Source organism: Arthrobacter sp. P1_C12_2, assembly GCF_056406415.1.
Genome location: NZ_JBFUAF010000001.1, coordinates 469,076 through 493,993 on the forward strand (window position 1 = coordinate 469,076; position 24,918 = coordinate 493,993).

23 protein-coding genes are annotated in these 24,918 nt (G+C 67.6%); 11 read left to right on the top strand and 12 right to left on the bottom strand.

The window, feature by feature from the left end; all coding sequences use genetic code 11:
• Nucleotide 1 precedes the first annotated feature (1 nt).
• The 3 genes from dnaK to AC1DZQ_RS02220 form a co-directional block, all read right to left on the bottom strand.
• Nucleotides 2–1,885 (bottom strand): molecular chaperone DnaK, encoded by a 1,884-nt coding sequence (gene dnaK / locus AC1DZQ_RS02210; RefSeq protein WP_476961942.1) that lies wholly within the window; start codon nucleotides 1,883–1,885, stop codon nucleotides 2–4.
• Nucleotides 1,886–2,249: 364 nt separating this feature from the next.
• Entirely contained in the window at nucleotides 2,250–2,705 is a 456-nt protein-coding gene (locus AC1DZQ_RS02215; protein ID WP_476961943.1) for a hypothetical protein, read from the bottom strand.
• A 91-nt stretch (nucleotides 2,706–2,796) separates the two neighbouring features.
• On the bottom strand, nucleotides 2,797–3,585 hold the full coding sequence (locus tag AC1DZQ_RS02220) for a TetR/AcrR family transcriptional regulator (protein ID WP_476961944.1): 789 nt from the start codon (nucleotides 3,583–3,585) through the stop codon (nucleotides 2,797–2,799).
• A gap of 123 nt (nucleotides 3,586–3,708) precedes the next feature.
• On the opposite strand from AC1DZQ_RS02220, the gene AC1DZQ_RS02225 reads away from it, so the two are divergent.
• On the top strand, nucleotides 3,709–4,671 hold the full coding sequence (locus AC1DZQ_RS02225) for an NAD-dependent epimerase/dehydratase family protein (RefSeq protein ID WP_476961945.1): 963 nt from the start codon (nucleotides 3,709–3,711) through the stop codon (nucleotides 4,669–4,671).
• Between the two features lie 25 nt (nucleotides 4,672–4,696).
• On the opposite strand, the gene AC1DZQ_RS02230 is transcribed toward AC1DZQ_RS02225, so the two are convergent.
• Nucleotides 4,697–6,934, bottom strand: a complete 2,238-nt coding sequence (locus AC1DZQ_RS02230) for an MMPL family transporter (protein WP_476962033.1) — start codon at nucleotides 6,932–6,934, stop codon at nucleotides 4,697–4,699.
• Nucleotides 6,935–7,175: 241 nt separating this feature from the next.
• On the opposite strand from AC1DZQ_RS02230, the gene AC1DZQ_RS02235 reads away from it, so the two are divergent.
• The gene (locus AC1DZQ_RS02235) at nucleotides 7,176–7,760 is read left to right on the top strand and encodes a MarR family winged helix-turn-helix transcriptional regulator (protein WP_476961946.1); all 585 of its coding nucleotides are present in this window, start codon (nucleotides 7,176–7,178) and stop codon (nucleotides 7,758–7,760) included.
• 16 nt (nucleotides 7,761–7,776) lie between these two features.
• Here the strand turns inward: AC1DZQ_RS02235 and AC1DZQ_RS02240 are convergent, their stop codons facing one another.
• On the bottom strand, nucleotides 7,777–9,114 hold the full coding sequence (locus AC1DZQ_RS02240; protein ID WP_476961947.1) for an APC family permease: 1,338 nt from the start codon (nucleotides 9,112–9,114) through the stop codon (nucleotides 7,777–7,779).
• Between the two features lie 143 nt (nucleotides 9,115–9,257).
• Here AC1DZQ_RS02240 and AC1DZQ_RS02245 point away from each other — a divergent pair, with 143 nt between their 5' ends.
• The 5 genes from AC1DZQ_RS02245 to AC1DZQ_RS02265 all read left to right on the top strand — a co-directional run bounded on the left by AC1DZQ_RS02245 (nucleotide 9,258) and on the right by AC1DZQ_RS02265 (nucleotide 12,610).
• A complete protein-coding gene (locus AC1DZQ_RS02245; protein ID WP_476961948.1) occupies nucleotides 9,258–10,073 on the top strand; it encodes a methyltransferase domain-containing protein in 816 nt (271 codons plus the stop codon).
• A gap of 70 nt (nucleotides 10,074–10,143) precedes the next feature.
• Entirely contained in the window at nucleotides 10,144–10,599 is a 456-nt protein-coding gene (locus AC1DZQ_RS02250; protein ID WP_476961949.1) for a hypothetical protein, read from the top strand.
• 126 nt (nucleotides 10,600–10,725) lie between these two features.
• Nucleotides 10,726–11,178, top strand: a complete 453-nt coding sequence (locus tag AC1DZQ_RS02255; protein ID WP_476961950.1) for a hypothetical protein — start codon at nucleotides 10,726–10,728, stop codon at nucleotides 11,176–11,178.
• Nucleotides 11,179–11,385: 207 nt separating this feature from the next.
• On the top strand, nucleotides 11,386–11,937 hold the full coding sequence (locus tag AC1DZQ_RS02260) for a dihydrofolate reductase family protein (RefSeq protein WP_476961951.1): 552 nt from the start codon (nucleotides 11,386–11,388) through the stop codon (nucleotides 11,935–11,937).
• 49 nt (nucleotides 11,938–11,986) lie between these two features.
• Nucleotides 11,987–12,610, top strand: a complete 624-nt coding sequence (locus AC1DZQ_RS02265; RefSeq protein WP_476961952.1) for a LysE family transporter — start codon at nucleotides 11,987–11,989, stop codon at nucleotides 12,608–12,610.
• Nucleotides 12,611–12,664: 54 nt separating this feature from the next.
• Here the strand turns inward: AC1DZQ_RS02265 and AC1DZQ_RS02270 are convergent, their stop codons facing one another.
• The gene (locus tag AC1DZQ_RS02270; protein WP_476961953.1) at nucleotides 12,665–13,591 is read right to left on the bottom strand and encodes a PaaX family transcriptional regulator; all 927 of its coding nucleotides are present in this window, start codon (nucleotides 13,589–13,591) and stop codon (nucleotides 12,665–12,667) included.
• A 200-nt stretch (nucleotides 13,592–13,791) separates the two neighbouring features.
• Here AC1DZQ_RS02270 and AC1DZQ_RS02275 point away from each other — a divergent pair, with 200 nt between their 5' ends.
• The 3 genes from AC1DZQ_RS02275 to AC1DZQ_RS02285 all read left to right on the top strand — a co-directional run bounded on the left by AC1DZQ_RS02275 (nucleotide 13,792) and on the right by AC1DZQ_RS02285 (nucleotide 17,516).
• A complete protein-coding gene (locus AC1DZQ_RS02275) occupies nucleotides 13,792–15,165 on the top strand; it encodes an MFS transporter (protein ID WP_476961954.1) in 1,374 nt (457 codons plus the stop codon).
• A gap of 114 nt (nucleotides 15,166–15,279) precedes the next feature.
• The gene (locus AC1DZQ_RS02280; protein WP_476961955.1) at nucleotides 15,280–17,037 is read left to right on the top strand and encodes a CocE/NonD family hydrolase; all 1,758 of its coding nucleotides are present in this window, start codon (nucleotides 15,280–15,282) and stop codon (nucleotides 17,035–17,037) included.
• Nucleotides 17,034–17,516, top strand: a complete 483-nt coding sequence (locus tag AC1DZQ_RS02285; protein ID WP_476961956.1) for a DUF3237 domain-containing protein — start codon at nucleotides 17,034–17,036, stop codon at nucleotides 17,514–17,516. The genes AC1DZQ_RS02280 and AC1DZQ_RS02285 overlap by 4 nt, the downstream gene beginning before the upstream one ends.
• Nucleotides 17,517–17,616: 100 nt before the next feature.
• Here AC1DZQ_RS02285 and AC1DZQ_RS02290 read toward each other — a convergent pair whose 3' ends face one another.
• From AC1DZQ_RS02290 to AC1DZQ_RS02315, 6 genes are all read right to left on the bottom strand, one after another.
• Nucleotides 17,617–19,224 (bottom strand): acyl-CoA synthetase, encoded by a 1,608-nt coding sequence (locus AC1DZQ_RS02290; RefSeq protein ID WP_476961957.1) that lies wholly within the window; start codon nucleotides 19,222–19,224, stop codon nucleotides 17,617–17,619.
• 41 nt (nucleotides 19,225–19,265) lie between these two features.
• Nucleotides 19,266–20,666 (bottom strand): MFS transporter, encoded by a 1,401-nt coding sequence (locus tag AC1DZQ_RS02295; RefSeq protein WP_476961958.1) that lies wholly within the window; start codon nucleotides 20,664–20,666, stop codon nucleotides 19,266–19,268.
• 44 nt (nucleotides 20,667–20,710) lie between these two features.
• Entirely contained in the window at nucleotides 20,711–21,166 is a 456-nt protein-coding gene (locus AC1DZQ_RS02300; protein WP_018774069.1) for a MaoC family dehydratase, read from the bottom strand.
• 71 nt (nucleotides 21,167–21,237) lie between these two features.
• Nucleotides 21,238–22,476 (bottom strand): acyl-CoA dehydrogenase family protein, encoded by a 1,239-nt coding sequence (locus AC1DZQ_RS02305; protein WP_476961959.1) that lies wholly within the window; start codon nucleotides 22,474–22,476, stop codon nucleotides 21,238–21,240.
• Nucleotides 22,477–22,478: 2 nt separating this feature from the next.
• Nucleotides 22,479–23,372 carry an amidohydrolase family protein gene (locus AC1DZQ_RS02310; protein WP_476961960.1) on the bottom strand — a complete coding sequence of 298 codons (894 nt, stop codon included), beginning with the start codon at nucleotides 23,370–23,372 and terminating at the stop codon, nucleotides 22,479–22,481.
• Between the two features lie 2 nt (nucleotides 23,373–23,374).
• Entirely contained in the window at nucleotides 23,375–24,310 is a 936-nt protein-coding gene (locus AC1DZQ_RS02315) for an SDR family NAD(P)-dependent oxidoreductase (RefSeq protein ID WP_476961961.1), read from the bottom strand.
• A gap of 124 nt (nucleotides 24,311–24,434) precedes the next feature.
• Here AC1DZQ_RS02315 and AC1DZQ_RS02320 point away from each other — a divergent pair, with 124 nt between their 5' ends.
• A complete protein-coding gene (locus tag AC1DZQ_RS02320) occupies nucleotides 24,435–24,914 on the top strand; it encodes a MarR family winged helix-turn-helix transcriptional regulator (protein WP_476961962.1) in 480 nt (159 codons plus the stop codon).
• The last annotated feature ends 4 nt before the right edge of the window (nucleotides 24,915–24,918 follow it).

The window sequence follows — 24,918 nt, forward strand, 5'->3', positions numbered from 1 at the left end:
ATTACTTCTTCTCGTCTTCGTCAACGATTTCGGCGTCGACGATGTCCTCGTCGGAGCCGGCCGCGTGCTCGCCTGCGGGGGCACCCTGAGCGCCGGCGTGGCCGTCGGGGGAACCGGCGTGGCCGTCGGGGGAACCGGCCTGGGCGTAGATGGCTTCGCCGAGCTTGCTCTGGGAAGCCTGCAGCTTCTCGAACGCGGTCTTCACGGCGGCGTCATCGGTGCCTTCGAGGGCCTTCTTGAGGGCGTCGACGTCGGCCTTGACCTCGGTCTTGACCTCTTCGGGCAGCTTGTCGGCGTTGTCGGCGATCAGCTTGTCCACGGAGTAGGCGAGCTGCTCGGCCGTGTTGCGGGTGTCGGTTGCCTCGCGGCGTGCCTTGTCCTCGGCCGCGTGCTCTTCGGCGTCGTGCACCATGCGGTCGATGTCTTCCTTGGACAGCGCGGTGCCGCCGGTGATGGTCATGGACTGTTCCTTGCCGGTGCCCTTGTCCTTCGCCGAAACGTGCACGATGCCGTTGGCGTCGATGTCGAAGGTGACCTCGACCTGCGGGACACCGCGGGGAGCCGGCGCGATGCCGGTCAGCTCGAACGTGCCCAGCGGCTTGTTGTCGCGGGTGAACTCACGCTCGCCCTGGAAGACCTGGATGGCTACGGACGGCTGATTGTCATCCGCGGTGGTGAAGGTCTCGCTCCGCTTGGTGGGGATGGCGGTGTTGCGCTCGATCAGGTGCGTCATGATGCCGCCCTTGGTTTCGATGCCAAGGGACAACGGAGTGACGTCGATCAGCAGCACGTCCTTGCGCTCACCCTTGAGGACACCGGCCTGCAGGGCTGCGCCGACGGCGACGACCTCATCGGGGTTGACGCCCTTGTTGGGCTCCTTGCCTCCGGCCAGTTCCTTGACGAGGTCGTAGACGGCCGGCATGCGGGTGGAGCCGCCGACGAGCACGATGTGGTCGATCTCGGAGAGCTTGATGCCGGCTTCCTTGATGACGTCCTGGAACGGCTTCTTGGTGCGGTCCAGCAGGTCCTTGGTGAGGTCCTGGAACTTGGCGCGGGTCAGCTGCTCGTCCAGGTGGACCGGGCCGTCGGGGGTGACGGACAGGTACTGGAGGGAAACGTTGGTGCTGGAGGAGGAGGAGAGTTCCTTCTTGGCCTGCTCCGCGGCTTCGCGAAGACGCTGCAGGGCAATCTTGTCCTTCGTGAGGTCGATGCCCTTGACCTTGAGCTGGTTCAGCAGGTACTCCACGACGCGCTGGTCCCAGTCGTCGCCGCCGAGGTGGTTGTCACCGGCGGTGGCGCGGACCTGGATGGTGGAGAAGTTGTCCTCGTCCTTGCCGACCTCAAGGAGGGAGACGTCGAACGTTCCGCCGCCGAGGTCGAAGACCAGGATGAGCTCATCTTCCTTGCCCTTGTCCAGGCCATAGGCCAGGGCGGCCGCGGTGGGCTCGTTGACGATGCGCAGGACGTTCAGGCCGGCGATTTCCCCGGCCTCCTTGGTGGCCTGGCGCTGGGCGTCGTTGAAGTAGGCCGGCACGGTGACGACGGCGTCGGTGACCTTTTCACCGAGGTAGGACTCGGCGTCGTTCTTGAGCTTCATGAGGATACGGGCGGAAATTTCCTGCGCCGTGTACTTCTTGTCGTCAATGGCGACCGTCCAGTCAGTGCCCATGTGGCGCTTGACGGACGCGATGGTGCGGTCAATGTTGTTGACGGCCTGGCGCTTGGCGATCTCGCCGACCAGGACCTCGCCGGACTTGGAGAAGGCAACAACCGACGGCGTGGTGCGGCCGCCCTCGGCGTTGGCAATGACGGTGGGCTCGCCACCTTCGAGAACGGAGACGACGGAGTTAGTAGTTCCGAGGTCAATACCTACTGCACGTGACATGGATTGCTTCCTTACTTTCCTGGGAATCTTGCGGAGATGGCCGCGGACCACAGTGCTTCTAATGCTTCTAACCGCAAAGGGTCCGACCGTTATTGAGCGATCTACACTCAACTTTACCCAGACGCGGACATAAGTCAATTCAAAGTTGAGCGACATCGGCTCAACTTTGCTTTCGAGTCCGGCCCGCGGTCAGTCATCACCGCCAGGATTCCCGCGGATTACAGCCGTTCTGGCGCTTCCCGGGCAGCGTTTCGCCCTGCGCGAACCTGCGCACTGAGCACGGGCGCACAGAGCGCCGACACTCGGACCCATGCCGCAGACCAGCCGGCGCCCCAGCCGGCTGGTCCCGCAAACTTCCTTCGCGCTAGTTGTCGCCCCGAGCGGCGTCGTCACCGCCAGGCTCTTCTGCTGCCGGCCGGCCGGCGCGCTCGGGACGGGACGTTCCCGCGGTCCCGTAGTCACCTTCGGGATACTCGCCCTCCTCGGCGACGCCGGCGGGTTCACTGGAGACCCCGTCCTCGCCGTAGTCGCCCTCGGGGTAGTCGCCTTCCACCTCGCCGACGACGGCCGCTTCGGCCACGCCGGCGCTGCCGTAGTCCCCTGCCGCATACGCCCCTTCGACGGCGGTGGGCGGGACTTCGCCTGCCGTGCCGGCGGAGCCGTAGTCGCCCTCGACATACGACCCCTCTGGCGCCGCGGCCTCCGCTTCATCCTCGGTGGGACCCGCATCGGCGTTTTGGGACGCCGCTTTTCCGGACACGTTCTCTTCAGGCGTGTTCTCTTCAGGCCTGTTCTCTGCAGGCCTGTTCTCTTCAGACATGGATGGATCCTTCCTGGACGCATCGGGCGCGCCCGTGCGGGCGCAGGGGCAGTCTATCGAGCGCCACGGCAGGGCAACAGGGGAACCTGGTTTACGGGTCAACTCCGGCCGGCGGTAGCCCCGCGACGTCGGCCAGCACCGCCAGGTGGTGGCCGAAGAGCTCCTCCCGGGCGGTGAACGTATCGGCGCCATACTGGCCGAAAACTTCGAAGCTGACGGCACCGAAAAGTGAGGTCCAGGCCAGCGCGCCGCGGGCCAGGAGGTCATCCGGCACCGCCAGGCCGAACTCGGCACGGATTTTCGCCAGGTCCCCGGCCAGTCCGGCAGCCACGGCAGGACCCCGCCGGCCGGTCCCGGCGAGCCGCCCGGCCCGGAAGGCGCCGTCGAGGATTCCAATGAGGGCCGTAATCACCCTGGTCCCGGGGCCGGTGGTCCGCTCCGCCGGGGCCCGGTAACCGGGCACCGGACTGCCAAAGAGCAGGGCGTAGCGGGACGGCTCCCGGAGCGCCCACTCCCGCACCGCGCCGCCCAGCGCCGCGAAGCGCCCGCCGAAATCAGCCTCCGGCACGGCCCCGATGGCGGCATCCACTGCATCGCCGAGTTCGTTGTACGCATCGATCAGGAGAAGGGTCAGCAGCTCCTCACGGCTCTCCACGTAGCGGTAGACCGCCGAGGAGACGACGCCGAGATCGCGGGCCACGGCGCGGAGGGACAGCGCGGCGGCCCCGTGCACCGCCAGATGCTCCCGGCCCAGCCGGACAATATCGGCGACGGTCTGGGCCCGGGCGCGCTCGCGTGGGGTGCGCGGCCGCGCCGTCGCGGCCGCGGTTCCGGTGGGGCCGTCGGCGCCTGTCGCGGCTTCAATCCTGTCTTCTGGCATGAGTCCAGCATTCCACAAACAAGAGCACTGTCAACAAATGTGAGCACTGCTCTTGACTTTGCGGCCCCGGCGTCGCATCCTGAATGGGAGAGCACCGCTCTCGCAACTTCAAAGGAGATCGGAATGTCCCAACCCGTAGCCTCCGGGCACCAATCGTCCAGGCTCTATGTCGTCACAGGGGCCGGCCCGGTGGGCTGGACCGTCGCGGACCAACTTGCCGCGGCGGGCCACCGCGTGCGCCTCCTCACCAGGTCCGGCAGCGGACCCTCCCACCCATTGGTCGAAAGGCTGTCTGTCGATGTTTCGGAGCCCGCCCGGCTCGGCGAGGCCTTCCACGGCGCCACGGCCGTTTTCCACTGCATCCACGGATCGCGGTACAACGCCGATGTGTGGACCAGGGAACTGCCGGCCGCCGAGCAGAACGTGCTCGCCGCGGCGGGCGCGGCGGGCGCCGTCGTGGTCTTTCCGGAAAGCCTGTACTCCTACAGCGCCCCGGAGAAGGTCATGACCGAGGACGGCCCGCGGCAGGCGCAGGGCGGCAAGCGCGGAGTACGGACCGCGCTGCTCGCGGCCCGCGCGGAGTCCCCCACCGCTACCGTGAGCGTGGTTGCCAGCGATTTCTTCGGGCCGCGGGTCCGCAATTCGCACGCCGGCGAGCGCATGGTCCGGCCCGTCGCGGCCGGAAAGCCCATGCAGGTGATCGGACGGGCGGACCAGCCGCATTCCTTCACGTACGTCCCGGACCTCGCGGCCGCCATGATTGCGGCGGCGGACAGGCCTCAGGTGTGGAACCGGGTGTGGCATGCGCCCACCGGACCTGCACTGACCCAGCGCGAGATCGCGGGGGCATTCGCCCAGGCGGCCGGCGCCCGGGCACCGCGTGTCACCGGCGTACCCGGGTGGGCGGTGAAGGCAATCGGGGTGTTTTCCCCCGATATGCGGGACCTGACCGAGACGATGTATCAGTTCGAGCACCCGTTCGTGATGGATTCCACCGCGAGCCAGGCCGCCCTGGGACTAACGCCGACCCCGCTGCACGAGGCAGCCGCCGCCACCGTGGCCTGGTGGGGGGACCAGGGACAGTGACGGCGGCTGCGGTCTTCGGTTCTGCCTAGCGGACGCCGGCCTCCTCATTTTCAGCCGGATTTTCTGCCGGCCGGGAGGGCGCCGCCCGGGAGGACAGAGCGCCGTCGCGGGCCGCGGCATCGTTCCCGGCCCGGCCGGGCCTGCCGGGCCACCACAGCCGCGGGCCGATGTCGTAGGCCAGCGCGGGCACCAGCAGGGAGCGGACCAGCACCGTGTCCAGCAGGACGCCGAACGCGACGATGAAGGCGAGCTGGACCAGGAACATGATCGGAATGACGCCCAGGGCCGCGAACGTGGCGGCCAGGACCACCCCGGCGGAGGTGATGACCCCGCCCGTCACGCCGAGGCCGCGCAGGATGCCGGTCCGGGTGCCGTGTTTGAGGGATTCCTCCCGGACGCGGCTCATCAGGAAGATGTTGTAGTCGACGCCCAGCGCCACGAGGAAGACGAAGCCGAACAGGGGCACTGTTGCATCCGCCCCCGGGAAGCCGAAGACGTTGTTGAACACGAAGGCTGCGACGCCCATCGCCGCCGCGTAGGACAGGACCACGGAGGCGACCAGCAGGACCGGCGCGAGCACCGAGCGCAGCAGCAGCATGAGGATGAGCAGAATTACGCCCAGGACCACCGGGATGATGGTGACGAGATCACGCTGGGCGGTGGTGTTCGTGTCCAGGGCCGTCGCCGTCACGCCACCGACCAATACGCCGTCGTCGATATTCTTCAGTTCCTGGCGGAGCGACACCACGGCACTTTCGGCTTCGGTGGAGTCCGCGGCGTGGTCCAGCGTCGCGTTGATCAAGACCTTCCGGTCCCGGACCGCGGGGGCCGTCGGAGCGCCCGGGGCCCCGGTGATGATTGGGACGCCGCCTTCGGCCAGCAGGTAGGCGTTCCCGGCGCCGCTGCTCGCCTTGACCCGCTCCAGCACCTCTAGGGCCTTTGCCTGGTCGGCCACGATCACCGCCGGGCTGCCGGACCCGGCGTCGAAGTGCCGGCCCAGGGCATCTTGGCCGTCCACGGCATTGGAGGCGGTGAGGATGACGTCAGTCTGGGCCACGCCGTTGGCCTTGAGCTGCAGGACGCCCGCACCGGCGACAAGCAACAGCAGGACCGAGGCAACCCAGACGGTGCGCGGCCGGCGGGCAACGAGCGATCCGGTGGCCCGCCATAGCCCCTTCTGGCCCTCCAGCCCCGTGACCAGTTCCGGTTCCCGCCGATTTTCCGGCAGCAGCTTGGGCCGGAACGGCCAGAACGCGGCGCTGCCCAGCAGCGCCATCAGGGCCGGCAGCAGGGTCAGGGCCGCGAACAGCGCGCATAGGATGCCCGCCGCCGCCACGGGGCCGAGGGCCTTGTTGGAGTTGAGGTCGGAGAAGAGCAGGCAGAGCAGTGCGATGATCACGGTGGCGCCGGAGGCCAGGATCGGTTCCCAGGCGGCCTTCCACGCGGCGAGGGCGGCGGCCGTCCGGTCGGCGGTGCGGGTCAGGGCTTCGCGGAACCGAGCCACGTACAGCAGGGCGTAATCGGTGGCCGCGCCGATCACCAGGATGGACAGGATGCCCTGGCTTTGGCCGTTCAGCTGGATCCAGCCGGCCTTGGCCATGGCGAACACCAGCAGGATCGCGGCACACAGCGCGAACACGGAGGTGAAGAGCACCATGACGGGCAGCAGCAAGGAACGGTAGACGATCAGCAGGATCAGGAACACGGCCCCGAGGGCCACGAGCAGCAGGATGCCGTCAATTCCGGCGAAGGCACTCACCAGGTCCGCCGTAAGCCCGGCCGGACCGGTGACGAAGGTCTGCATTCCTGCCGGCGCGGATGCCCGGAGCTCGTCGCGCAGTTCCTTGACCACCGCCTTCACTTCCGCCGAGGAGGCAATGGGCACCACGAACTGGACTGCCTTGGCGTCCTCGGAGGGGATGGGGCCAATCACCGTGCTGCCGGCCTGCAGGGCCTCCAGCCTGTCCTTGAGTGCCGCGGCCTCGCGGAGCTGGACCGGAGTGAAGGCGGAGTCGCTCTCCACCACGATCACGGCGGGGATCTCCCTGGAGTCCCGGAACTTGGCCTGCCAGTCCTGGGCCTCGGTGGCCTCCGCCCCGGCGGGAAGGAACGATGCCTGATCGTTCGATGACACCTCACTCAGGCGGCCGAATGTCGGGCCACCGACGCCGGCGATCGCCAGCCAGGCCACGACGAGCACTGCGGGAATCAGCCAGCGCAGCCAGAACGGGACGCGCGTCGTCGTGGGCGAAGTCGGTTTCATGTGTCCCTCCGGGATGCGCTGCGGGCTGAGGTCAAGAATCAACTCCATAGTAGACTATCTCTACCATAGAGATAAGCTGGGGTTGCGAATTACCGGGAGAATGGAAGCACGCCCGGCGTCAGGCCGCCGCGTGAAGCCCCTGCAGTAGACACTGAAGTAAACTCCCAAAGGCGCCGTCGACAGCGCCGAGCCGCCGCGGTCAGGGCATCGCGGCCGCACCAAGGGATGAAGGAGGTCCGCCGTGTCAGCCGAATCCCGGGGCCAATCCGGAAACGCAAGCCCATCCGAGGACCCAGGCCCGCCCGGAGGCGCAGGCCCATCCGAATCCGCAGGCCCGCCCGAAGCGGCCGGCCCGCCGCCCCTCGTCCGGCTCCTGCAGGAATTCACCCTCGAAGCCAACCGCTACGTGGACTCCGCCGGCGGCCGCAATGACATGCACCGCACGGATCTCAACGCCCTCGCCGTGATCATGCGGCACGCGGCGCGGGACCAGATTGTCACCCCCGGAGTGCTCCGGAAAGAGCTGAACCTCAGCTCCCCTGCCACCACCGCACTGATCGACCGTCTCCACAGTTCCGGCCACGTGGTCCGCGAGCGCGAGGGCGCGGACCGCCGCCAGGTGCAGCTGCGCATGACCCCCAAGGCCTACCGCGACGGCAGCGCCATGTTCCTCCCGCTGGCCCGCCACATGGGCACGGCGATGGAAAACTTCACGCCGGAGGAACTGGAGATTGTTACCCGGTTCATGAACTCCATGATCGAGGCCACCGTCCGGGCCGGCGAAGAAGCCGCCCGCGGCCCGGGGCCGGAGCACCGCCCCGGCTGATGCGCAGCAGGCGCCGTCACAGGTGCGCAGCCGCCTGCGGCTGGCCAGCCGGTACCGGCTGCGCTGCTTCGTGCGCCGCCTCCGGCTCCGGTCTCCGGCCAAAGCGCCTGCCGACGCCGACGGCGGCCGCTGCCAGTGCCAGCGGGACCCCGAGCGCCCAGCCGCTAAAGAGCAGGACGGCCACCATGACCGCCGCCGCCACGATCACGCCGTACCAGGCGACGGTCCGCGGCTGCAGCAGCCGGATGCCGGCCGCCAGCCCAAAGGCGGTGACGGCCGTGAAGCACGCCGAGGCGGCTCCGATCTGGAACTGCATGTCGGTGATTCCGGCGATGGCGGCGGTGAAGGACAGCAGCGTCAGGACGGCCAGGGTTACCAGGCTTCCGGCGGGCACCTTTCCCCGCCCGGCGCCGCGGGCAAGGGCGGGCGGCAGCACGCCGTCGGACGCCAGGGCGGCACCGAGCCGGCTGGCGCCGGCCACAAAGGTGTTGATGGGGCCGAACGTCAGCACGGCGGCGGCGACCGCGGTGAGCGGGGCCGCCAGTGAGCCCAACCCTTTCTCCAGCAACGCCGCGACGGGCACCGCCGTAGCGGGCAGTTCCGGGCCGAGGACGGCCACCGAGGCGGCGACAACGCCGATGTAGACCGCGCCCACCACAATCAAGGTGAGCCATGTGGCGCGCCGGAGATCGCGCCCGGGGTTCCGGAACTCCCCGGCCAGGTGGGAGACGGCTTCCCAGCCGGCGAAGCAGAAGAAGAGCAGGCTCGCGGCGCCGCCGACCGCCCAGTAGCCGTGCGGGGCGAAGGGCTGGAAATTCTCGGCCTTGGCGTGCGGCGCCGCGAGCACGACGGCGAGCGCGAGCAGTCCCACCAGCAGCACCATGAGCGCCAACTGCATGCGGCTGGAAACCCTGATGCCGACGGCGTTGCTCGCGAAGGCAGCCAGCAGGATCACTGCCGCCGCGAGGACCGCGGTTTCCCGGCCGCCGCCGACGGCGTGGGCGATGTAGTTGCCGCCGATCACGGCCGTTGCCGGGGCGCCGAAGGGGATCGAAAAGTAGAAGAGGTACCCGGCCACCACCGAGGCGCGGCGCCCAAAGGCACGCTTGACGAAGTGGGCGATCCCGCCGGCGTCGGGCTGCTGGCGGCTCATTTCCGCGAAGCTGAAGGCGACCGGAATGCAGAACACCAGCAGGACGGCCCAGGCCAGGAGCGACGCCGGACCGGCCTCCCTGGCTGCGATGGCGGGAAGCACCAGGACACCCGAGCCCAGGATCGCCCCGACATAGATTCCGGTGGCCCGGAACAGGCCCAGTCCGCTGCCGCTGCCGTCATTATTGTTGTTGATTTCCACCCCTCCATTCATCCGCAGAATCCCCGGCGCCGGAAGCGGCAAAACTGACGGCCAGCCGCAAAAAACTGCCTGCCTGTTGTCCCGGCACCGGCCGACCCGCAGCGGTCCACCCGTTTCTGACCGCGGGAGGGTAGCGTTCCATTATGAGTGCGCAGCAGCCTGACGACGTGTACACACACGGCCACCACGAGTCGGTGGTCCGTGCCCATGCCTCCCGCACGGCGGAAAACTCGGCGGCGTTCGTGATCCCGCATCTCACGCCCGGGGCGTCCGTCCTCGACGTCGGCTGTGGGCCGGGCAGCATCACGTGCGACTTCGCGGAGCTGGTGGCACCGGGCAGCGTCACTGGCCTGGACCGCTCCCCCGACATCATCGCCCAGGCCGCGGCCCTCGCCGTCGAGCGCGGCGTGGACAATGTCGGCTTTGCCACCGGCAACATCTACGACCTCGACTTCCCGGAGGAGTCCTTCGACGTCGTCCACGCCCATCAGGTCCTCCAGCACCTCACGGACCCGGTCGCGGCCCTGCGGGAGATGCGCCGGGCGGCCAAGGCCGGCGGGATCGTGGCGGTGCGCGACGCCGACTTCCATGGCATGAGCTGGTACCCGGCCATCCCCGAGCTCGATGACTGGATGGAGCTCTACCAGCGGATCGCCCGCCGCAACGGAGCCGAGCCCGACGCCGGCCGCCGGCTCGTGTCCTGGGCGCAGGCTGCCGGGTTCACGGACGTGGCGCCGTCCAGCAGCAACTGGCTCTACGCCACCGGACATGAGCGGCGCTGGCAGGCCCGGGTGTGGGGCGAGCGGGTGCTGCATTCCTCCTTTGCCGACCAGGCGCTCGAGTACGGCCTGGCCAGCGAGGCGGACCTGGCCCGGATTTCCGCGGGCTGGCACCGGTGGGGCTCCACCGACGACGGCTGGTTCCTGATTCCCAACGGCGAGGTCATCGCCCGGGCCTGAGGCGCAGGCCTTTTCCACATAGGCGTGTCTGGCTCTGGGGCCGGAGACGTGCGGTTTCTAGCATCAAAGAATGATCATCCAAGCAGGTTATGACTTCCAGGATCTCGCCCGCCCGTATATCGTCCAGGACGGCAAGCTCATGCCAAAGCTGGTGCTGATATGTGTGGACGAGGAAATGCGTTTGGACACCGTCGAGGTCATGGCCGAAGATTTTGCTGGTTCCCTGACCCCTTTCCACGATGCTGTCCTGGCGGCGCTGAATCCGGAATTCACCAAGTACTTTGCGATCGCACACCCTGGCAGATTCAGCGAATACGACTTCTCGGAACCAATCATGGACGAGGCAGACGCATTGGAATCGAAGGCAGCAGAACGGGGCATGCAGCTGATCGGCCACTTCGCCATCGACGAAACGGGCTATATGTCTGCCCGCGCGCTCTCCTATTTTGACCAATATCCGAATCACGATGACCTTCCCAGGACCATGGTCCACTGGGCTCATTCGAAGCTGGGCAAATGCGGCTAAACGCGTCGGCACTCACAGCGCCGGCACAGCACCGCCTAAGTGCTGCCATACCTGCCGCGCTGAGGCTGGGTACAGGCCGAAAACTCGGCCGGCCCGGCATCCGGGCCCCAGCAAAGGAGTAACACCATGGCAAGAATCAACAAGGCCACCGCGGGCATCATGCTCGCTGCGGTGATCGGCGGTGGCGCCATCGGCGCGTCGGCCATCCCCGCGATGGCTGCCGATTCCACCGGCAGCTCGTCCTCGACCCAGGCCACCGACGGCTACGGCACCGGCGGCCAGCGCGGCCCGCACCAGGCCAACGGGAAGACGGAGGAGGTCCTCACCGGCGACACCGCCACGAAGGTCGAGGCGGCGGTAAAGGCCGCCCAGCCGGACGCGACGATCGAAAGGATGGAGACCGACGCCGACGGCGCCACCTACGAAGCCCACATCACGAAGGCGGACGGCACGCCCGCGACCGTCCTGCTGGATGCGAACTTCACCGTGACCGCAACCCAGGAAGGCCAGGGCGGCCCCGGCGGCGGCCATGGCGGCCCGGGCGGTGCAGCCACGGATGGCTACACGTCCAACGGCTAACCCTTAGCGGGCCTTGGGCGCGCCCCGGGGCACGCCTAAGGCCTGCGATCCTGGCCGCACAGCCGGTCTCCGGGGCGTTTGCCAGCGAGTTACCGGCAGCCATTCCCTGTTTCGGGGTCTGCAGATAGGGTGCATTGGAGACCTGCACTGGAGACCCACGCATGGATATCCGCGGTGCACTCGAGACCCACGGCAAGGAGAACCCTCATGCGCAAATTGACGGCCGGCCTTTTCTGTTCTGTGGACGGCGTGGTTGAAGACCCGTTCCTGTGGCAATTCGACAGCTTCGACGAAGAACTGGGTGCCGGGATGGGCGAGATGATGGGCCGGATCGACACCGCACTCCTGGGCCGTGTGGGGTACCAGCAGTGGGCAGAATACTGGCCGAGCGCCGAAAGCGACGCCGATTTCGCCGGGTTCATCAACCCGCTGCCGAAGTTTGTGGCCTCCCGGACCCTGGCCGGAGAGCTGGAGTGGCAGAACTCGCGCCTGATCGAGGGCCCGTTGGAGGACTTCGTGGCGGCTCTGAAGAACAGCGACGGCGGCGAAATAGGGATCTTCAGCAGCATTTCCCTGGTCCACCAGCTGCTGTTCGCCGGGCTGCTCGACACCTTGATGCTGATCGTCCATCCCGTGGTCGCGGGCAGCGGGCGGCGGCTGTTCAACGACGGCGATCCCCTCACCCGGCTGGAGCTGCAGTCGTCCCAGCAGACCAGCAAAGGCAACATGATTCTCAGCTACGGCCTCCGCCGCGACTGACTCCCGTCATCAAGCAGGCCCGCAGCGGCCGGGACCGTAAACTTGCCTGGTGCAACCCTCCCTTTGGCTGGCCCTGGCCGGCGCCGGCGTCCTGATCAGCTTCACTCCCGGCGCGGGCGCCATCAACACCATGAGCAACTCCCTGAACTCAGGATTCCGCAGGTCCCTCTGGGGCATCCTGGGCCAGCAGGCCGCCCTCGTGGTGCACATCCTGATCGTGGCCCTCGGCGTCGGGGTGCTCGTGGCGAGCTCACCGGTGGCCTTCAACGTGATCCGCTACGCCGGCGCCGCCTACCTGGTCTACCTGGGCATCCGGCAGTTCCTGCACAAACCGGACCTGGACCAGGAGAAGGCAGCCGCCCTGCGCAACGAACCGGGCCTCTCCATGTTCCGCCGCGGCCTCTGGGTCAATCTGCTCAACCCCAAAGCCGTGGTCTTCTTCCTGGCCTTCATGCCCCAGTTCATCCGGCCGGAACAGCCGCTGCTGCCGCAGTACATGGTCCTGGCCGCCACCGTGATCGTGATCGACGTCCTGGTCATGTGGTTCTTCTTTGCGGCGGCGGCCCGGTCCTTCCAGCGCTTCACCCGCGACGCCGGCGGACAGAAGGTGCTGAACCGGACCTTCGGCGGGCTCTTCGTCGGCGTAGGCATCCTGCTGGCCGCGATCCACTAGGCGCCGCGGGCGGCCGATCGCCGGACCGGATCACAGTCCGGATCCAGGACCGGATCAGAGCCCGGGTGTCACCGACAATGCCCGCGCCGTGCCCGCCAGTTCGGGCGCTTCCCGGGCCACCACTTCTTCGACGTAGGCAGTGGCAGCGTCCGCGAGCCCGTCGTAGAGGCGGACGAGGAGTTCCCTGGCCTCAGTCCGGGGCCAGGCCTCCGGCAGGAGCTCGGCGGGAAGGTCCGGGTCACTCCAGGGGAACGCCCGCCACGCGTCCATCAGTTCGGTCCTGACCTTGAAGGCCTCCGCCGGGCTGACTGTTCCTGCGTCGAGGCGTTCGGCCCAGGGCGTGAATTTTTCGGTAAACGGCCGGTATTGTTCCCTGAACTCCCGCGGCGACCAGGCCTCGACGAGGCGTTTGCCGCGGAGGCTGGCTTCCGCGGTGCGGAAGATGACGTAGTCGTCCACGCCGTAGCCCCTGCAGGTTTTTTCGAGTTCCTCGGAGTGGTCCCGCGGAGAGACCCACAGCGCCCCGAACAGCGGCGCGAATCCGCGCCAACGCAGGCGTGAGCGGAACATTTCGCGGACATCCCGCGACGTCTCCGGAATCGAAAACGCGATGACGGTCCAGTGGCCGTCCCACTGGCGGGACTCTTCGCCGAAGACGGAGACCTGCTCGAGGCCGTGACGGAGCCGGTTCCGCGCGCCCTGCGTGATGCGGTAGCGCGACGTACGCCCGGCACTGGATTGTTCGAGTACGCCCCGGGACGCCAGGCGGCTCAACGCCGTCGCCGACGCCGACGCCGTGATCCCCAGGCCCGAGGCCAGGGCGGCGATGAGCCGGGACGGCAGCCATTCCTCGCTCTGGAACCAGTAGTCAACCAGCAGGGTGAGCAACTGGTGCTGGGTGGACGGCCCCTTCAAAGGCCGCGGAAAGTCGATGGCCAGGTCCGGGTCCATGCCGGGTACGGAGTCCGGCCGCTCGCTCATCACGCCTCCATCATGCCAGTCACATCCGTCACCATTTTATTTTGCACTTAGATTGACGGGCGCAAGTCTAAGTGCATACTATTGCACCAGAGTGACGGAGGCCACAGCCGACCCCGCCGCCCTGCTCAGCATGCGAGCCCCAGATCTTCCCCAGCCCCACCTTTCCCCTGCTACATCCCTGCCCACCTAGGAGATCCGCAATGACCGCTGGTCCCATCGTTCCGCCGACGCCGTTGACGCCGCCCGCGGAACAGGTCCGCCCCGCTTCCCGCGAGGGAACCAAACATGCCCGCCGCGCCGCCACCGCCAGCTTCATCGGCAGCACCCTGGAGTACTACGACTTCTTCATCTACGGTTCGGCGTCGGCCCTGATCTTCAATAAGATCTTCTTCCCCGGCATCGACCCCGCCCTCGGCACCATCCTGTCCATGGCCACCATCGGCATCGGCTACGTCGTCCGTCCCCTCGCGGCCAGCGTCATCGGCCACTACGGCGACCGCATCGGACGCCGCCAGATGCTGGTCCTGACGCTCGTGGTGATGGGCGTGGCCACCTTCCTCATCGGCTGCCTGCCGCCGGCCTCCGCCATCGGCGCGGCCGCGCCGGTCCTCCTGATCGTCCTGCGCGCACTTCAGGGCGCCTCCGCCGCCGGCGAATCCGTCGGCGCCGTCACCATGACCATGGAACATGCCCCCAGCAACAAGCGGGCCTTCTACAGCAGCTGGGTCAACACCGGCGCCGTCGCCGGGATCATGCTCGCCTCTTTGGCTTTCCTCGCCGTGTCCCTCCTTCCGCAGGAGGACCTGCTCAGCTGGGGATGGCGGCTGCCCTTCCTCGCCAGCATCCTGGTGGTCGCCGTCGGCCTCTACATCCGCCTCCGGTTGCCCGAATCCGAGGTGTTTGAAGCCGCGAAAGAAGCGGAAACCGAGAAGGAACTGCCCATCAAGGTGGTCCTCCGCGATCACTGGCGCACCATCGTCAAAGTCATCTTCTTTGGGCTCTGGAGCGTGGTGTCTTCGGTCTTCGCGGCCTTCGGGCTGGCCTACGCGACCGGAAAATTCGGAATCCCGTCCGCTGCCATGCTCGGGGTCACCATCGCCACGGCCGCCCTGGGCATCATCGCCCAGCCCTACGCCGGCATCCTGGCCGACCGGATCGGCCGCAAGCCGGTCTTCATCACCGGCAACATCATTTGCGCCGTGGCCGCCTTCGCCTACTTCTGGTCGATCAGCACAGGATCCATACCGCTGATCTTCGCCAGCGGCATCCTGTTCATGACCGTGGGCTACGGGATGGTCAACCCGCTGGGCCCGGCCATGACGGCCGAAATGTTCCCTACGAAGATCCGCTACTCCGGCGCGGCCACGGCCTCGCAGCTGGGCCTTGTGGTCACGGGCTTCGCGCCGGCCATCGCCGCGGCCATCGTCCAACCTGGTCCCACTGGGTGGATTCCCGTGGCCGCGTTCACCGCGTCCTGCTGCCTTGCTTCGGCCGCCGTCACCGCCATCTGGGTCAAGGAAACCTACAACGTCCCCACCGAGGCGCTGGGTACCAAGGAATCCGCGAACGCCTAGATCCTGATTCCCGGACAGTGCGGAGGGGAGCGGCCGGGCAGCACCTGGCCGCTCCCCTCCGGCACTGTCCCGGAACAAACTACAGCCCCTGAACAAACCAGTGAGGAACCTTCCGTGACACCGCGCACCGCGCTAAAACCAGTGCTCATTGAACAAGACGTCGAAACCCAGATGCCGGATGGCGCCATCCTGCGATCCACGGTGTACCGCCCGGCGGACGGGGAACCGTGCCCGGTCCTGCTGACCAGGACGCCCTACGGACGCGACCTCTCCGTCAACTCCGCCTATCTCAACCCCGTAACGGTCGCGGCCGCGGGCTACGTGGTCATCATGCAGGACTGCCGCGGGCGCTTCGGCTCCGACGGGGACTTCGACCCGTCCGCCAATGAAGCGTCCGACGGCGCCGCAACCGTCGAGTGGGCCGCCCTGCTGCCGTACTCCAACGGCGCCGTGGGGATGTGGGGCCGTTCCTACTTCGCGGAGACGCAGTGGCGGGCGGCGTCCCTGGCTCCGAGCGGCCTCGCCGCCCTCTCGCCCGGCATCTCCGCCGGGGCCAACGCGAACAACGGCTCCCTGTACCGCGGCGGCGCCTACGAGCTCGGCAGCCGGTTCAGCTGGGGGCACGCCTCTATCTCAGCCAACGAGCTCCTCCGCGAATTTGCGGGCGACCCGGAACTGCAGGGCAAGGAATTCCAGACGTGGCTGGATCTGGACCGCTCATTTTCCGACGGCAGCGCATTCGGCACCCTGCCCCTGCGCGACCTCTCGGGGCGGCTTGGCACGTTCATGAACCGCCATGTCCTTCCCTCGGCCGGTGAATCGCCGGGGAACAGTTTCACGTGCCTGTGGGACGAAGCCTCCATCAGGCCGGTGTCATTGCCCACGCTGCATATCGGCGGCTGGTTCGACATCTTCTGCCCCAGCACCCTTTCCCAGTACGCAATGCAGCTCGAGCACAGCCGTGCCGGGGCTGCGCCTGCGCCCCGGCTTATCGTGGGCCCCTGGTCCCACACGAACTTCTCCGGCGGCTACCCCGAGGTGAGCTTCGGACTAAACGCGGCCGGGGGCATGATGAACGGTCTGGGGGATCTTTCCGGGCTCCAGACGGCCTGGTTCGACGCCGTACTCAAGGACGAACCCGAGCGGCTCCGCAACGTCCCGGCCGTGTTGCTCTATTTCATGGGCGAAAACCAGTGGCGCGGTTTTAATGAGCTGCCTTCCCCGCGCAGCCACCGCTCCTGGTTCCTCGGCGGGGACGGGTCGCTGCAGGACACACCGGGATCCGACGGGTCTGTCGAATACGATTACGACCCCCTGGATCCGGTCCCCACCGCAGGCGGCGCAACCATGATCCACGGGGTCTTTCCCGCTGGGCCGGCCGTGCAGCATGCCGTGGAGGCCCGCGCCGACGTCCTCACCTTTACGTCAGAGGCGTTCGAGGAGCCGGTCACGCTGTTCGGCGAGGTCAGCGCCACGTTCTTCGCGGCCTCCACCGCCGTGGACACGGACTTCGTGGTGCGGCTCTGCCGGGTCGCTCCGGACGGCACATCCCTGGGCATTGCCGACGGCATTGTCCGCGCCTCCTGGCGGGAAAGCCATGCAGGGACAGGGCTGTACCAGCCGGGCCACGCGCCGTCTTTGATCGAACGCGGCCGACCATATGAATACACCGTAAACCTCTGGCAGACGGCCTACACCTTTGCCCCCGGCGAGCGGCTCCGCGTCCAAGTCACGTCCAGCTGCCACCCGCGCTGGGACCGGAACCTCAACACGGGCAAGCTGGCCTATGACTCCGCCGAAGCGGTTGTGGCCACGCAGACCGTACTTTTCGGCGCGGACTACCCCAGCCGGCTGACGGCTGGAATCCTGTGAGCGCGCCATTTCTTGGCGTCCCGGAAGCGCCGGGACTGACCTTCCTCGCGGAACTCTCAGTCACCGTCGGCGAGCCGATCGACGTCGGGCCCACGCCGGAGGGCCACCGGCGCGTCATCCCGATCACGGGCGGAACGGTCAGCGGGCCGGCCCTGAACGGGCGTGTCCTCCCGGGCGGCGCGGACTACCAGCTCCTCCGGAGCCCCACCCTGACGGAGCTCGACGCCCGGTACGTCCTGGAAACCGACGACGGCCACCGGATCTTCGTGCACAATTCAGCGCTGCGCCACGGAAGCGTCGGGGACATCGAACTGCTGAACTCCGGCGCCGCCGTCGATCCTTCAAGGATCTACTTCCGCTGCTGGCCACGACTCACCACCGCTTCCCCCGCCCTGGAATGGCTGAATACACGCCTCACCCTCGGGACGGGCGAACGGCAGCCCGGCCGAGTGGTCATCAGGATCTTCACGGTCGATTAACGGCCCGACGACCGGGCACGAGGAAAGCCGGAGGCTGCGTCACCGCGGCCCCCGGCTTTCCTTGCGTCGTACGCTCGTGCCGACGGCGTCCAGGCTCCCGTCAGACGTGGCCGGGCGTGAGCTTCCTCAGGTCCGCTTTGCGGATCTTGCCGCTCGCTGTCCGCGGCATCTCGTCCACGAAAACCACGGATTTGGGGATCTTGTACCGGGCCAGCCGGCCCTCCAGGTGGGAGCGCAGTTGCTCTTCCGTAAGCCTGGCCCCCTCCCGCAGCAACACCACGGCCCGCGGCACCTCGCCCCATTTCTCGTCCGGCATGCCGATCACCGCGACACTGCCGACGGCGTCGAGCTCGGCGATCGCCTGCTCCACCTCGGCCGGGTAGATGTTCTCCCCGCCGGAAATGATCATGTCCTTGAGCCGGTCCGAGATGAACACGAAACCGTCCGGGTCCTTGTAGCCCATGTCACCGGACTTGAACCAGCCGTCCGCGGTGTAGGAATCTGCCGAGGCCTCGGGCCGGTTCCAGTACTGGCGGATGACATTGGGGCCCTTGATCTGGATCTCCCCTACGGTTCCGGGCGTGGCCGGGCCCGCCGCAGGGTCCAGGGGATCGGCCACCCGGACGTCGGTGAAGAAATGCGGCAGTCCCGAGGAACCGGCCTTGTCCCGGGACCGGGCCGCCGGCAGCGTGGTGGCGCCCGGTGCCGTCTCGGTCATGCCGTAGCCGTTGGAGAAGCGCAGTCCCCGCCGTTCGTAGGCTTCCAGGACCCGCATGGGCACGGCGGAACCGCCGCACGTCAGTTTGTTCAGCGAACTGAGGTCCGTGGCGTCCCAGTCCGGGTGCTCGCACAACATCTGGTAGGTGGTGGGCACCCCACTGATGGTGGTTGCGCGGTGCCGCTCGATCAGCTCCAGCGTCCGGCGGGGATCGAACTTGGCTTCCAGGACCACGGTGCCGCCCTTCAGGAGCGTGGGGAGGACGCCCATGTCAAGGGAGGCAACGTGGAACATCGGGGAGATCATGAGGGCCACGTCGGTGGAGGCAAAATCGAAATCGACCAGTACGTTGACGCAGTTCCACGTGATGTTGCCGTGCGTCAGGAGCGCGCCCTTGGGATTTCCCGTGGTTCCGGAGGTGTAAAGGATCATGGCGGCATCGTCCAGGCCCACGGGCTCGTCCGGCGCCAGCGCCGCACCGGAGGCGATCACGGCCTCAAACGACTCCACGGCGGTTCCCCCGGCCGCGGCGCCGCCGTCAGCGCCGCCGTCGGGCCTTGTTTTGTCGGGCACTGTTTTGTCAGGGACGGTTGAGTCGTCGACGACGATCCGCGAACCCACAGCGGTCTCCGCCGAGCCGCGTTCGGCGAGCACCGCGAGCGCCGCCGAGTGGACCAGCAGGACGGCGCCGCTGTCCCGGAGCTGGAACTGGATTTCGGGTGGAGCGAGCCGGGTGTTCAGCGGAACGAAGACCGCCCCGGCCATGCCGGCGGCGAACAGGGTCTCCAGGAAGGAGGGATCGTTTTCGCCCAGGTAGGCCACCCTGTCGCCCTTGGCCACGCCGCGGTCCCGGAGGGCGTTGGCGAGCCGGGTGGAACGATCCGCGAGCTGGACGTAGCTGAGTTCCATGTCCCCTGCGATGACGGCGGTCTTGGTGCCCGACTTCGGGCGGCGCCGCTGCAGCCACGAGCCGATGCCAAAATTCTCCACGGCAAATCCTTTCTAGTTAGACGGTAGCGCCTGCGGGCCGGTCAGGACCCGACAGCCTGCAGATCGTTGTTCTTGGGCTCGCGCGTCAGCAGGATGAAGACGATCGACACGAGGGACATGATGGCCAGGTACCAGACCACGGCGGAGGTGTCCTGTCCTGAATCCTTGAAGATCTGCGCCACGATGCCCGGCGTGAAGCCCGCGCCGAGCAGCGTGGCGAGCTGGTAGCCCAGGGACGCGCCGGTGTAGCGCGAGGTGGTGCCGAACTGCTCGGATACGAAGGCCGCGAGCGGGCCGAAAAGGGTGGAGTGGATCATCAGGCCGACGGCGAAAGCCACGAAGATCAGCCCGATGTTGTTGGAGGACAGGAGCTGGAACATCGGCGTGAGGTAGAGGATGAAGAGCACCAGGCCGCCGATCATCACGGGCCGCCGTCCCAGCTTGTCGGAGAGCCGACCGCCCATGATCACGAAGGTGATGGACACGAACGAGGCTGCCGCGAAGGCGTACAGCACGCCCTGTCGGTCCGCACCCTTGGACACGGCATAGGTCACGGAGAACGTCGCCAGCACCACCTGGAGCGCAAACCCGGCCGCACCGGCCAGCATGGTGAAGATCAGGGTCTTGGGCCGGCGAAGGACCTGCAGGAGGGGAATCTCGCGGCGCACGGGCGCGCTGCCTTGCGCTGTCCGCTGCGGCTGGGCGTTGTCCCGCTTAGCCTGCTCCTGCTCGGCCTTTTCCCGCTCGGCCTTCTCTTGTTCCAGTGCCGCCTTGAAGATAGGGCTTTCGGAGACCTTGAGCCGGACGAACATGCCGACGCCCAGGAGGACGAAGGACAGCAGGAACGGCACGCGCCAGCCCCAGGCCAGGAATTGCTCGTTGGGCAGGGCCGCGAAGGCACCCATGACCAGGGTGCCCAGCACCGCGCCGGTGGGGGCGCCGGCGTTGACGAACGAGGCCGCGAAGCCGCGCTTGCCCGATTCCGAGTGCTCCAGCGCCATGAGGGCGGCGCCGCCCCACTCCCCGCCGACGGCAATGCCCTGGCAGACGCGGAGGATCACGAGCATCACGGCACCCCACGCTCCGGCCACCGCGGCGCCGGGCACCAGCCCGATCAGGGTGGAGGCGATGCCCATGACCAGCATCGAGACAATCAGCATGTTCTTGCGTCCGAGCCTGTCGCCGAAGTGGCCGAAAATGATGCCGCCGAGGGGCCGCGCCACATAGCCGGCGGCGAACGTCCCGTAGGCGGCCACCACCCCCACCCACWCGTCCGCGCCGGCGAAGAACACCTTGGGAAAGACCACGGCGGCGGCCGTGGCATAGAGCAGGAAGTCGTAGTACTCGATGGTGCTGCCGAGATAGCTGGAGGCAATGACGGTCCGTGCTTCACGGCGACGCGTACCTGCGTCCATGGCCTGCAACTGCGAAATTTGGGACATCGTTGTTCCTTATGGCAGAGGGATGGTGAAGTGGCTGTGGCGGCTTACTTGTAGAAGCGGGCGAGGAACTCGGCCACGACGGCGGGGCGCTCCTGGCCTTCGATCTCGATCGTGTTGGCCACCTTGATCTGGGCGCCGCCCTTGACCTCGGTGACCTCTGCGATCGTGGCCCGCATGCGGATGCGTGAACCCACCTTGACCGGGGAGGTGAAGCGGACCTTGTCGAGGCCGTAATTGACCTTGGTGGTGACGCCGTCGACGTCGAACAGCTCGCCCCAGAAGGGGATGATGAGCGAGAGGGTGAGGAAGCCGTGGGCGATCGGGGCGCCGAAGGGGCCATCCTTGGCGCGCTCCGGGTCCACGTGGATCCACTGGTCATCGCCCGTGGCATCGGCGAACTTGTTGATCTGTTCCTGGGTGATTTCGCGGTAGTCGGTGACACCGAGGTCGGTGCCGGCGAGCGTAAGCAGTTTGTCGAAGTCGACGACGAGGTTGGGCATCTTTGGCTCCTGTGATGGTTTGGATGAGTCGAACGACGGCGGCGGGACGCGCCGTCAGCGGGTAAAGAGCGTCAGCGGGTGAAGGCACTTTCGCCGGTGAGGGCGCGGCCAACGATCAGGGCATTGATCTCGTGGGTGCCCTCGTAGGAATAGACGGCCTCGGCATCGGCATGGAAACGCGCGACGTCGGATTCGAGAGTGATGCCGTTGCCGCCCACCACTTCGCGGGCCAGCGCGACAGTCTCGCGCATCAGCAAGGACGTCTGCATCTTGGCCAGGGCGGAGTCCTGGTCCCGGTAGATGCCCTTGGCCTGCTGTTCGGTCAGCCGGACCACGAGGGACAGCGACGAGGTCAGGTTTCCCAGCATCCGGGCAAGCTTTTCCTGAACCAGCTGGAAGGACGCGAGCGGGCGGCCGAACTGCTGACGCTGAGTGACATACTTCAGCGCCGCCTCGAAGGCCCCGGCCTGGATGCCGGTGGCGATCCACGCGACGTCCGAGCGCATGGCCCGCAGCATCGCGGCCACGTCCCGGAACGAGTTCACGTTGTGGAGCCGCCTGGCCTCGGGGACGCGGACGCCGTCGAGGGTGATGTGGGCGTTCTGCATCATCCGCAGTGCGGTCTTGCCGCGGATCTTCTCCAGGGTGACGCCGGCGGCCTCACGGTCCACGAGGAACGCCTTGACCTGCCCGTCGGCTGCGTCGCGGGCGAAGACGGCCAGGACGTCGGCCGTTGCCGCGCCGCCGATCCAGCGTTTGGCGCCGTCCAGGACCCAGGTGTCGCCGTCTGGGCCAGACTCCCTGCGGGCGGTGGTCGCGAGTCCCCCGGCAATGTCCGAGCCGGACTCCGGTTCGGTCAGCGAGAAGACGCCTTTGAGCGAGAAGCCGATGACCCTGGGCATCCACTCGGCCTGCTGTTCCGCGGAGGCGCCGACCCGGATGGCGGTCCGGAACAGCCCGGCCTGGGCCGTGTACCAGGTGGCCAGCGAGGCGTCCGTCCGGGCGAGTTCGAAGATCCGGAACCCCTGGTAGATTCCCCGGGCGGGTTCTTGCTCGGCACCCGGGGCGCCGGTCAGTTCCGCCGGTTCCATCAGGTCCAGATCGATCAGCGGCCGGGCCAGCTGGTCCGGGAATTCGCCGCGCTCCCAGTAGTCGGCCAGGAGCGGGCGGGCCTGGGTGTCCAGGAACTCCCGCAGCCGTCCCAGCACTCTCCGCTCCCCGTCCGTGAGGAGGGACTCGGCATCGTAGTAGTCGCAGACGCTGTAGAGGCGTTTCTGCGTTGCTTTCTGGGGCGCGGTCTCGACGGACATTCTCAGCCACCGAGCCCGAGCAGGCGGACGGCGTTGTCCTTGAGGATCTTGGGCCGGACCTCGTCCTTGAGCGGCAGGTCCGCGAAGGCGCCCAGCCATTTCTGCGGGGTGATCAGGGGAAAGTCGGTGCCGAAGAGGACCTTGTCCTGCAGGACCGAGTTGGCCATGCGGACCAGGGACTCCGGGAAGTACTTCGGGGACCAGCCGGAGAGGTCGATGAACACGTTCGCCTTGTGCGTGGCGATCGAGTTGGCCTCGTCCTGCCACGGCACCGAGGGGTGCGCCATGATGATCTGCAGTTCCGGGAAGTCCGCGGCCACGGCGTCGAGCAGGAGCGGGTTGGAATAGGCCAGCTTGATGCCGTACCCGCCGGGGAGACCGGCGCCCATGCCGTTCTGGCCCGTGTGGAAGATGGCCGGCAGGCCCAGCTCCTGAAGAGTTTCCCAGAGCGGGTAGAACTGCTCGTTCGAAGGGTCGAAGCCCTGCAGGCTCGGGTGGAACTTGAACCCCCGCGCGCCGAGGTCGATCCCCTGGTGCTTGGCGCCCTGGATGGCGTCGGCGCCGGTGCGCGGGTCCACGCTGCCGAAGGGGATCAGGACGTCGTTGTTGCGGGCGGCGCCGGCGATGAGTTCGGGGATGCTGTTGGGCTCGTGCTTGAGCTGGGTCCGGGCGTCGACGGTGAAGACGACGGCGGCCATGTTTAGTTCGCGGTAGACCTCGGCGATCCGGTCCAGGGACGGCGTCCGGTCCTCGGCCTTGAAGTACTTGGCGGAGGCCTCGGTCAGGGCCGCGGGCAAGGACCCGTGGCCGTGGCCGTCCACCTCGAGGTGGACGTGCATGTCGATCGCGTCCAGGGCGGCGGCGTCGATGCCGAGTTCGTAGCGCCGCGCGGGCATGGCTAGCCGACCTCCGCCGGTTCGGGCTTCAGTTCTTCCGGCAGCGGCAGGAAGTCCTCGCCCACACTCTGCAGCTTGTCCCCGAAGAGCACGCCGAAGTTGTCCACGAGGTCCTGGTAGCCCCAGCCGCCGTCGCGGTATTCGGTGGCCGCAGCCTCGGGGTGGGTCCAGAGCTGCAGCCGGTCACCGCCCGCGCCGATTGCCTGGCCGGTAACTGAAGACGCCGCGTCGGAGGCGAGGAAGGCCACCAGCCCGGCGACGTCGCCGGCCGTGCCGAAGCCGAGGTCGTGGCGGAAGAAGGCCGGCATGGCCTCGCCGCGCTCGTCGGCCTCGACGGCCTTCTGGAAGTACGGGACGGTCTTGGTCATGGCGGTGGCGGCCACCGGGATGACGGCGTTGGCGGTGACCCCGGCCTTCTTCATTTCCAGTGCCCAGGTGCGGACCATGCCCACGATCCCGGCCTTTGCAGCGGCGTAGTTGGTCTGGCCGAAGTTGCCGCGCTGGCCGGTCGGGGAGCCGATGGTGATGATGCGGCCGGCAATGCCGTGCTCCTTGAAGTAGCCGAAGGCCTCCCGGGCGCAGGTGAAGGTGCCGCGCAGGTGGACGTTGATCACGGCGTCGAAGTCCTCGTCGGTCATCTTCAGCAGGCTCTTGTCCCGCAGGATGCCCGCATTGGTGACCAGGATGTCCAGCCGGCCGAACTCCGCGACGGCCGCCTGCACCAGCTGCCGGGCGACCTCGGAGCTGCCCACCGGGGCCACGACGGCGGCGGCCCGGCCGCCGTCGGACTCGATGGTCCGGACCGCTTCCGCAGCGACGCCGGCGTCCACATCGTTGATGACGACGGCGGCGCCCTGGCGGGCCAGTTCCCGGGCGTAGGCCAGGCCGAGGCCCCGGCCACTTCCGGTGACGATTGCTACTTTTCCTGACAGGCTCATTGCCGCTCCTTTGCTAGCTGCCGTGTGCATCCGGCCCTGCGGCATGGGATGCTGTTCTGCATCCATGAAAATATGGATAGTTGAAAAAGTCAATGATTTATTTTTGGGACTATTGGAGTTGGGCATGGCGACCGAAGCAGACGAACAGCTGGACACCGAACCGGCAGAAAAGCTCAAGGCGGCGACCATCAGCCAGGACGCGGGCTTCCTGCTGGCCAAACTCCATGCCGCCGGCTCGGTCCTGAACAACCGCGCACTGGCCGGATTCGGACTCAAGGAGCGCTCCTATTCGGTGCTCGCCCTGGCCAACAGCGAGCTGGAGCCCACCCAGCGGGAGATGGCCGAATTCCTCAGCCTGGATCCCAGCCAGATCGTCGCCTTGATTGACGAGCTCGAAAAGCGCGGGCTGGTGATCCGGGCGCCCGGGAAGCAGGACCGGCGCGCCAAGATCGTCTCAGCAACCGCGGACGGGGCAACCATTTTCCGGCAGGCCGAGGCTGCGGCGCGGGAGGCGGAATCCGCCGCGCTGGCGGGGCTCAACGGCACCGAGATCGCGGCGCTCAAGGGACTGCTCCGCAAGGCGCTGTGGGGGCCCGCGGCCTGATCGC